This window comes from Pseudomonas sp., assembly GCF_032058845.1.
Classification (GTDB): domain Bacteria; phylum Pseudomonadota; class Gammaproteobacteria; order Pseudomonadales; family Pseudomonadaceae; genus Aquipseudomonas.
In genome coordinates this window covers 1-9,269 of sequence record NZ_DAMCCR010000135.1, presented here as the reverse complement: position 1 = coordinate 9,269, position 9,269 = coordinate 1, and the positions used below count along the sequence as shown (strand labels likewise).

11 protein-coding genes are annotated in these 9,269 nt (G+C 66.3%); 7 read left to right on the top strand and 4 right to left on the bottom strand.

Translation table 11 applies throughout. The features are described from left to right. The coding region (locus RT028_RS18590; RefSeq protein ID WP_312936710.1) for an NTP transferase domain-containing protein at nt 1–392 on the bottom strand (392 nt) is incomplete at its 3' end. 78 nt (nt 393–470) lie between these two features. On the opposite strand from RT028_RS18590, the gene RT028_RS18585 reads away from it, so the two are divergent. From RT028_RS18585 to RT028_RS18560, 6 genes are all read left to right on the top strand, one after another. Further along, the gene (locus RT028_RS18585) at nt 471–989 is read left to right on the top strand and encodes a (2Fe-2S)-binding protein (RefSeq protein WP_312936708.1); all 519 of its coding nucleotides are present in this window, start codon (nt 471–473) and stop codon (nt 987–989) included. Continuing rightward, nucleotides 986–1,981, top strand: a complete 996-nt coding sequence (locus RT028_RS18580; RefSeq protein ID WP_312936706.1) for a xanthine dehydrogenase family protein subunit M — start codon at nt 986–988, stop codon at nt 1,979–1,981. The genes RT028_RS18585 and RT028_RS18580 overlap by 4 nt, the downstream gene beginning before the upstream one ends. Next, a complete protein-coding gene (locus RT028_RS18575; protein ID WP_312936704.1) occupies nt 1,978–4,179 on the top strand; it encodes a xanthine dehydrogenase family protein molybdopterin-binding subunit in 2,202 nt (733 codons plus the stop codon). The genes RT028_RS18580 and RT028_RS18575 overlap by 4 nt, the downstream gene beginning before the upstream one ends. Nucleotides 4,180–4,428: 249 nt before the next feature. Beyond that, nucleotides 4,429–4,773 carry a hypothetical protein gene (locus tag RT028_RS18570; protein ID WP_312936702.1) on the top strand — a complete coding sequence of 115 codons (345 nt, stop codon included), beginning with the start codon at nt 4,429–4,431 and terminating at the stop codon, nt 4,771–4,773. Between the two features lie 39 nt (nt 4,774–4,812). Next, nucleotides 4,813–5,025 (top strand): hypothetical protein, encoded by a 213-nt coding sequence (locus RT028_RS18565; protein WP_312936700.1) that lies wholly within the window; start codon nt 4,813–4,815, stop codon nt 5,023–5,025. A gap of 128 nt (nt 5,026–5,153) precedes the next feature. Beyond that, a complete protein-coding gene (locus tag RT028_RS18560) occupies nt 5,154–5,651 on the top strand; it encodes a methylated-DNA--[protein]-cysteine S-methyltransferase (protein ID WP_312936698.1) in 498 nt (165 codons plus the stop codon). Between the two features lie 108 nt (nt 5,652–5,759). On the opposite strand, the gene RT028_RS18555 is transcribed toward RT028_RS18560, so the two are convergent. Further along, on the bottom strand, nt 5,760–6,377 hold the full coding sequence (locus RT028_RS18555; protein WP_312936696.1) for a LysE family translocator: 618 nt from the start codon (nt 6,375–6,377) through the stop codon (nt 5,760–5,762). Nucleotides 6,378–6,679: 302 nt separating this feature from the next. Then, nucleotides 6,680–7,501 (bottom strand): AraC family transcriptional regulator, encoded by an 822-nt coding sequence (locus tag RT028_RS18550; RefSeq protein ID WP_409567304.1) that lies wholly within the window; start codon nt 7,499–7,501, stop codon nt 6,680–6,682. A gap of 126 nt (nt 7,502–7,627) precedes the next feature. Here RT028_RS18550 and RT028_RS18545 point away from each other — a divergent pair, with 126 nt between their 5' ends. Next, nucleotides 7,628–8,251, top strand: coding sequence for a LysE family translocator (locus RT028_RS18545; RefSeq protein WP_312936692.1), 624 nt, complete (start codon nt 7,628–7,630; stop codon nt 8,249–8,251). A gap of 19 nt (nt 8,252–8,270) precedes the next feature. On the opposite strand, the gene RT028_RS18540 is transcribed toward RT028_RS18545, so the two are convergent. Further along, a partial coding sequence (locus RT028_RS18540) for an autotransporter outer membrane beta-barrel domain-containing protein (RefSeq protein ID WP_312936690.1) occupies nt 8,271–9,269 on the bottom strand: 999 nt, incomplete at its 5' end.

Genomic DNA, 9,269 nt, shown 5'->3' with positions numbered 1-9,269 from the left:
CGCGCCAGCGTAGCGCCGGCCAGCCAGGGCATGTCGCCCAGCAGCACCGCTGCAGCTTCTGCACCGCTGCCTGCCAACGCGCCGATCCCGGCCGCGAGGCTCGCGCCCATGCCACTGTCGGCCTGCTGGGCATGCACCACCCTGACCGCTGGCGGCACACCTAACGCCTCGGCATCGTCGTGCCCGGCGATGACCACCCACACCTCATCGAACTGCGCCTGCACCCGGCTCAGCGTCGCGGCCAGCAGCGCCTGGCCATCGGCCAATCCCGCCAGGCGCTTGTCACTGCCGAATCGGCGCCCGCGTCCGGCAGCCAGTACCAGAGCGGCACAGGGCGCAGCCGCAATCGCTGCAACCTCTGAGCGGGAAGGATTCAGTTGCTTTGAACGCATGAGGATCACTCTCGGTCGGACCTGAATAAGCAGCTGCGCTGCACATAACGACAGTATTCCGACCGTGAGGCTTCAGAAATGAGCGATTCCGACTGCATTCCGGCCAGCCAGCCGCTGGCGCTGACCATCAACGGTCAGCAACACACGCTGCAAGTGCCGCCCTGGCTGACCCTGCTTGACCTGCTGCGCGAGCAGCTTGACCTGACCGGCTCCAAGAAAGGCTGCGACCACGGCCAATGCGGTGCGTGCACCGTGCTGCGCAACGGTCAGCGCGTCAATGCCTGCCTGACCCTGGCGATCATGTGCGACGGCGACAGCATCACCACCATCGAAGGCCTGGCGGTCGATGGCCGCCTGCACGCGGTGCAGGACGCCTTCATCCGCGATGACGCGTTTCAGTGCGGTTACTGCACGCCCGGGCAGATCTGCTCGGCCGTGGCCCTGGCCAGTGAGGGCAAGGCCCTGAGCCGCGCCGAGATCCAGGAGGGCATGAGTGGCAACCTGTGCCGCTGTGGCGCCTACGGCAATATCGTGGCGGCTGTGGAAGAGGTGCTTCCCACGTTGATTGGCAGTGATCAGGGAGGGGCGCGCGCATGATGCCTTTCGCCTACAGCAAACCTGCCGACATCGACGCTGCCGTGCGCCTTGCCGGCCCCGACGCACGCTTCATCGCCGGCGGCACCAACCTGCTCGACCTGATGAAAGAGAACGTGGCCCGACCGCGCCGGCTGATCGACATCACCGGCCTGCCGTTGCGCCAGGTCAGCGAGACCGCCAGCGGTGGCCTGCTGATCGGCGCCCTGGTAGGCAATGCCGAACTGGCCCGACACCCGCGCATCGAGGCCGATTATCCGCTGTTGTCCCAGGCCATTCTGGCCGGTGCTTCGCCGCAGCTACGCAACATGGCCAGCAGTGGCGGCAACCTGCTGCAACGCACCCGTTGCCCGTATTTCTATGACACCGGCACCCCGTGCAACAAGCGCGAACCTGGCAGCGGCTGTTCGGCGCGCACCGGCCTGAACCGCAACCACGCGATCTTCGGCGCCAGCGAGCACTGTGTGGCCACGCACCCGTCCGATATGTGCGTGGCCCTGGCCGCGCTGGAAGCGACCGTGCACGTCCAAGGCCAGCAGGGCAGGCGGCAGATCGCTTTCGCGGACTTTCACCGCCTGCCTGGGAATGCGCCTGAGCGCGACAACTGCCTGGGCGATGACGAACTCATCACCGGCATCGAATTAAACCCGCCATGCTTCCCCGCGCATGTGCATTACCTGAAAGTGCGCGACCGGGCGTCCTACGCGTTCGCCCTGGTCTCGGTGGCCGCCGCGCTGAAGCTCGACGGCGATCGCATCGGCGAGCTGCGCCTGGCCCTCGGCGGCGTCGCTCACAAGCCGTGGCGCCAACCGGACCTCGAAGCCCGCTTCCAGGGCCAGCCCGCCACCGCAGAGACCTACGCCGAGATCGCCCGCGCCATGCTCAGCGGCGCCCAACCGCTGGCCCACAACGCCTTCAAGGTCACCCTCGCGCACAACGCCATCATCCGCGCATTGGCTACGGCCCAGGCGCGTCAGACAGGAGCCACCTCATGAGCGCGCAACCCGTCAGCGGACAACCGCTGGACCGTACCGACGGCCCGGCCAAGGTCACCGGTCAGGCTCGCTATGCCGGTGAGTTTCCCGACGAAGGCCTGCTTTACGGTAGCGTGGTCAGCGGGCATGTCGCCCACGGCCGCATCCGCCGTATCGACTGCAGCGCAGCCCTCGAGCTGCCTGGCGTCGTCGAGGTGCTCCACCACCTCAACCGTCCACCCATGGCCGGTGACGATGAGGCGTACCAGGACCAGGATGCCGCGGACGGCCATCCGTTCCGGCCCTTGTTCAATGACCGCGTGTTGTACAGCGGCCAACCCCTGGCGCTGGTGATCGCCGAGAGCCTGGAACTGGCGCGCTATGCCGGCAGCCTGGTGCAGATCGACATCGACCCTGAACCGCACCAGACCGACTTGCCCGCCGCCCTGGCCGATGCCTACGACGCGCCGACCGAGCTGCCCAAGCCCCGCGGTGATTTCGCCAAGGCCTATGCCAGCGCACCGTTTACGATGGATTCGGCCTACAGCACGCCGAACGAGCACCACAACCCGATGGAGCCCCACGCCTCGACGGTGCTCTACCAGGACGATGGCAGCCTGCTGATCCACGACAAGACCCAGGGCACGCAGAACAGCCAGGCCTTCGTGCAGGAGATCTTCAAGCTCGACAAAGCACAGGTGCGCGTCTGCGCGGCCTATGTGGGCGGTGCGTTCGGTTCCGGGTTGCGCCCGCAGTACCAACTGGTGCTGGCCGTGATGGGCGCGCTGAAGCTCAAACGCTCGGTGCGCGTTACCCTGACCCGCCAGCAGATGTTCACCTTCGGCTACCGCCCACGCACCCTGCAGCGCCTGCAACTGGGCGCGGACGGTGAGGGTCGCCTGCTTGCCATCCGTCACGAAGCCACGGGGCAGACCTCGCGGTTCGAAGACTTCAGTGAAAACGTGGTGCCGTGGAGCGGCATGCTGTACCGCTGCGATAACGTCGCCATGGCCTATCAACTGGTACCGCTTGACGTCTATACGCCGCTGGACATGCGCGCCCCGGGTGCCGCCCTCGGCCTGATCGGGCTGGAGTGCGCCATGGACGAGCTGGCCGAGCAGGTGGGCATCGATCCGGTGGCGCTGCGCCGCGTCAACTTCACCGACACCAATGGCAACGAAGGCAAACCGTATTCGAGCAAGGCGCTGATGGACTGCTATGAGCAGGGCGCTCGGCGTTTCGGCTGGGAGCAGCGCAACCCTGCGCCGCGTAGCCAGCAGGACGGCCATGAGCTGATCGGCTGGGGCATGGCGGGCGGTGTCTGGGAATCGATGCAGATGAAAGCCAGCGCCAAGGCGCGGCTCGATGCCCAAGGCAAGCTGTGGGTCAGCAGTGCGACCACCGACATCGGTACTGGCACCTACACCGTGATGACCCAGATCGCTGCCGACGCAGCCGACATGGCCATGCACGACATCACCTTCCAGCTTGGTGACAGCTCGCTGCCGACGGCGCCGCTGCAGGGCGGCTCGTTTACCGTGTCGTCGGTGGGGTCGGCGGTGCGCCAGGCGTGTCAGCTGTTGCGCGGCAAGCTGGTGGAGCTGGCCAAGTCGCGCTTCCCAGCGTTGGCCGGTATGGCGGCTGAAACCTTCCAGGTGCGTGACGGCCAGCTGCACGTCGGCGAGCAGACCTTCGCGCTCGGTGACCTGCTGCAAGGCGCAGAGGACACCGCGCTGGAGGTGCAGATCACCGCAGAGCCAGGGTCCAAGCGCCAGGGCTTTGCCTGCGCGACGCATTCGGCGGTGTTCGTCGAGGTGCGCGTGGATGAGGCCTTGGGCACCGTGCGCGTCAGCCGCGTGGTCAGCGCGGTGGCGGCAGGCCGGGTGATCAACCCGAAAACAGCGCGCAGCCAGATCCTCGGCGGTGTGGTGTGGGGCGTGGGCATGGCCTTGCACGAGCAAGCCGAGGTCGACCACGGCCTGGGCCGCTGCATGAACCACAACCTGGCCGAGTACCACATCCCGGTGAACGCCGACATGGGCGAGGTGGACGTGCTGTTCGTCGACGAGCCGGACGAGATCGTCAACGAGCTGGGTTCCAAGGGCGTTGGTGAGATCGGCGTGGTGGGCGTTGCGGCCGCCATCGCAAACGCGGTCTACCACGCGACTGGTCGACGGATCAGGGACTTCCCGCTGACCGTGGACAAGGTGCTCGGCTGAAACCCTTGGGCCGGCGTCGCCGCTGAACTCGGCGACACCGGCCTGGGGCGCTCCACCTTCGCTCATGCACCGCGCAGTGCTTGACGCGCTAGCTGGATTTGCACTCATTCGTCGCCGCTGAACTCGGCGACACCGGCCCGGCGGCACTGCACCTCAGCCCCTGCACCGCGCAGTGCTTGACGCGCTAGCTGGATTTGCATCCATTCCATCCGCTCCGGATAATCGCCTGCTTTGCCCGGAGCCCGTCCCATGCAGACCAGAAGCCTGGTTGCCGAAATGTTCATCGCGCTGCCAACGCAGGTCTGGATCTTGCCGGTGGCGGGAGCCATTGCCTACTTCGGGCTGCGTAGCGCCGCACGCCGCGGGCAATCGGGCTCGGCCCTGCAAGCGCTGACCTACCTGCTGCTGCTGGCCCTGGCCATCGTGCCTAACGGGCTCTATGCACTGATGCCGTCTCTGGTCGACAACGGCGACCTGCAAGCCGCTGGCGTGGCATTGCCCAACTATCTTGGGCGGTTTTACCTCGATGCGTTCTATACGTTTGCGGGTTGGGCCTCTGCCTGGGTAGTACGGAGCAAATTCGGTCGCGACTGACGCGGCCGCAACACTTATTGACCCAAGGAAGGCGTCGAGATGATGCAGTGGATTCGGTCATTCAACCGGGCAGCCGAGCGCTTTGGCCAGCGTTTCAGCGATCGGCAAATGCGGACATTGGCTCTGGCCGTGGCAGCGTTGTACTTCTGGCTGCTGGACAAGGTGCCCAGTGGGGTCACGGCCGCGTTGCTGGGCTTCTGGATGACTCTTTTGGTCATGTCGTTCACGCGTAGGGGTCCACGGCGCTCCTGAGCAACGGACCGTTGGTCTGCGACCGCGCGTGACGTCGTTTGCCGGGTGCAATCTAGTGGGGCCAGCCTTGGGCCCAGGCAGCCTGATCGGTTGCGTACGAGCGATGAATCATTCAATCGGAGTCAATGATGTCCTGCGTCTATACCTTGATGGATTCCCCGGTGGGCGTGCTCACCCTGGTGGCCCGTGACCAGCACCTGGCGGCGGTACTGTGGGAAAACGAGCGGGAGAACCGCGTACGGCTGGGCGAGCTGCAGCGCGATGATCAAGACCCGGTGCTGCAGGAAGCTGCGCGTCAGTTGGGCGACTATTTCGCCGGCAGCCGCAAGTCCTTCGACCTGCCGCTGAGCTTCACCGGTACTGACTTCCAGCGCGATGTCTGGGCGGCGCTGCTGACCATTCCCTTTGGCGAGACCCGCAGCTACGGCGAGATTGCCCGGCAGATCGGCAAGCCCCAGGCAGTGCGCGCAGTAGGTGCAGCCAATGGGCGTAATCCGATTTCGATCATCGCGCCGTGTCATCGCGTGATTGGTGCCTCGGGTCGATTGACCGGGTTTGCCGGTGGCCTGCCGGCCAAGCAACTGCTGTTGAAGCTGGAAGGCGGGCAGGCGGCAGGGCTGTTCTAAGCCTGTTGGTTTTTGGTTTCGCCTTGTCACGCTTCGCTCGAGACGTCCTGGGTGCGACCTGCAACTGTTGTTCATAGCTTCCAGGGCTGCAACCTGTGCCAACGCTGCTCACCCCATCGCCAGATGCACCAGCACCCCCAGCGCCAGCAGGATCAGCATCGCTCCCGATCCTCGCCGCAACGCAGGCAGTGCACGGGCGAAGCGGCGCATCACCTGCCGATGGCCGAAAAGCCCCGCCACCAGCAGGTCCCAGAGCAGCACGATGCTGAACATCCATGCCGAATAGACCAGCTTCCAGCCCAGACTGGCGGCGCTGACCATGCTCGCCAGGCTGGCATAGAACAATGCGTTCTTCGGATTGAGAATCGCGCAGACGAAGCCCGCCAGCAGGTTGCTCAGCCAGCCCCGGCGCCCCACCGCGTCAGCCTGTGGCGTCAGCAGCGTTTGCTCACCGGCCTGTTGCAGAAACAGCACACCGACGTACAGCAGGTAGGCGCACCCGGCCAGTTGCAGGGCCGTGAACAGCGCGCTGCCTTCGCGCAGCAGCGCCAGCCCGGCAAACGCCAGGGTAATGAACACGCCGTTGGCCAGCGCGATTCCCAGGCAAGCGCCGCTGGCGACCTTCCAGCCGGACGTGGCGGCATTGCGCACCACCAGGAAGAAATCCGGCCCGGGCGACAGCAACGCCAGGAAATGGGCGAGGGCGATGAGCAGGAACTGTTCCATGGTGCGGACTCGTGAACGGAGGAGGCCGCAGGGTGGCGTGGCAGGGGGGGCGGTGTATTGAACAATAGTGCAGTCGCAACAGGGCTGGAGATCAGCCGTGTCGCCCTACGCGGACAGCGTTCGCACGCTTTTCCTGTTGGAGCGACCGGTCCGGCGCTCCGGTTAGTCGCGATGGACGGCGTAGCCGGCCCAGCACAGACACCATCGGTTCATCTGGCGAACCGATTTGCAGCCATCAGGGCGGCTGCGCCCCCCATCGCGGCTAACCGGAGCGCCGGACCGGCCGCTCCCACAGGTTGTGGTCAGCATCCGCCACGCCGATAGGCTCCCGGCGTGGTCCCGGCATGGGCCTTGAACACCCGTTGAAAGTGGCTCTGGTCGGCAAAGCCCAAGCGATACGCCACCTCGGCCAGTTCACAGCCTTGACGCAGCAGCGTGCGAGCGCGGTTCACGCGTGCGTTCAGCAGCCAGGCATGCGGGGTCAGGCCTGTGGCGCGGTGGCAGGCACGGATCAGCGCGTAGCGGCCAAGCCCGGCCCAACGGGCCATGGCGTCCAGGCTCGACAGGGCCAGTTGTTCGTCTGCCAGCGCCTGCAGGTGATCGATCAGTGCCAGGGCAGCGTGCTCTTCGGCCGGGGCCATGGGCAGCGCGGCGAAGGCATGTTCGTCAAAGGTGCCGATGAAGTTCACCAGTGCGGTTTCCTTCTCCAGCGCGCAGGCGTCGGAAAACAGCAGCGCGGTGAGTTGGCAAAACTGCCGGTACAGCGCCCTGTCCTGACTGATGCACGCCGCTGTACCAGGCGTTTGTTGCGTGACGCCGGACTCCTCACGCAGTTGCTGCAGCCAATCGGCATCCACATGCAGCATCTGGTAGCTCCAGGCCGCGCCGGGCTCGGGGTTGCAGGCATGTACCCGTTGCGCCGGCACCAGCACCAGCGTCCCCGGCGTCAGCCGCTGGGTGCCGGGCGCCGCACCGCGAAAATGACTGACCCCGGCATCGACCGCGCCAATCGAGAAGGTGGGATGGCTGTGCGCCTTGTAGCAGGCGCGGCTGTCGCAGGCGCGACGCGCTTCGACGAAGGGCAGGGCGGGGTCGTGCCAGTGTTGACGGTCGGGCATGGGCAGCAGCACGTGGGGTGGGGGCGAGAGAAGTCTACTCGCTGACACTGTGCCGGTCATTTCCCAGACGACTGTATCTAACGCGATCAGGGCGCGCCGCAGAGACTGTTCAGGCCCCTGAGGAGACGAAAAATGGACCTGTCCATCCTGTTGCTGTTCCTGCCTGCCTGCTTCGCCCTGAACATGGCCCCCGGGCCCAACAACCTGCTGTCGTTGCACAACGCCAGCCGCTACGGCCTGCGCCGCGCCTGCATCGCCGGTGGCGGCCGGCTGGTCGCTTTCAGCGGCATGATCGCCTTGGCCGCCATGGGCCTGGCAGTGGTGCTGCACACCAGCGAGTACCTGTTCCTGCTGATCAAGGTGGCGGGTGCCGGTTATCTGTTCTACATCGCCTGGCAGCTGTGGCGCGCGCCTGTCGGCGCCGAAACCCATCCAGCAGAGCCTGCGCGTGGCGGCTGGCAGCTGGCGCGCCAGGAGTTCTTCGTGGCGGCAGGCAACCCCAAGGCCATCCTGATTTTTACCGCGTTTCTGCCGCAGTTCGTCACGGTCGGCAGCGCCACGCCGGTGAGCGAACAGTTTCTCTGGCTGGGTTCGCTGTTTCTGCTGCTCGAATGGGTGGCGATCGCTCTGTACGCCGGGCTTGGCGCGTACCTGCAACGCTGGTTCGAGCAGCCTCGCGCGCGCCGAATCTTCAATCGCGCCAGTGCCGGGCTGCTGGGTTGCGCAGGCGTGGGCCTGCTGGCAGCAAGGCGCTAGCGCGCAAACACCACGCACCTCAATAGCTCCAGCGCAGCCCCACGTTCGCCCCCACGCCACGCTGCTCACGCCCGTCCAGATCCTGGCTGTACTGCACGCCGCCATGCACGCTGAAACGTTCGCCCAATACCGCCACCACGCCGGTCTCCACCTGCATCGAGGTGTGCCGGTAATCGGTCTTGAGCCGATCGCGCTGATCGAACACCACGGTGTCGCGCCCACCGTCGCCGTGCCACAGGTTGACCTGCACATAGGGTTGCAGCAGCGCGGCGCCATCGAGCGGCAGGTCGGCTTCCAGGCGTGCGCCGAGGCGGGCGGTCAGTTCGGTCTGGTGCTCGAAGTCGACCCGCGACACCTGATCGCGTGCGCCATCCAGTGCGGTGCGTTGCGCAATGACCTGCGCCTGCGGCTCCAGGCGCCAGCGTGGGGACAGCGGGATCGGATAGCCGGCCTCGAGCGAAGCCGTCCAGACATCGCCATCGAGGTCGAGTTGCCCACCGCGATCCGAGCGGGCGCGGCCGTCGAGGCGGCTGTACTGCACCACGCTGTCGAGGTAGGCCTGCTGCGGGCTGATCACCGTCCAGTACGCCGCGACACTGTCGGCGTCCAGGCGCAGGTCGCCGACTTCACGGTTTTCCTGGGCCAGGGCAAAGCCTTTGACGTCACCGTCCAGCCGGCTGTGGCCCACATAGAAGCCGACCTGCTGCCGGTAGCCGCCAGCGGTGGTGAAGGCGAACAGGTCCTGGCCGATGCGCCAGCCGCCGATGTCGCCGTCGAAGCTTGGATTGACGGTGCCACTCCATTGCTGGCGGGTGCGGCCGCCATAGGCCTGGCCCCAGCTGGCCGGCAAGGCCCCTGAGCCGGTCAGCAAGCGCTGATCGCCCTGGCGCTGGTGGAAGGTGCCCAGTGCTTGCCGGGCGGTAAGCGCGGCCGCACGCGGCGCCACGCTGTAGACTGGCACCTCCGGGCGATACAGCGGCACAGCGTTGCCAGGGGCGGCGACGGGCAGCTCGGCCTG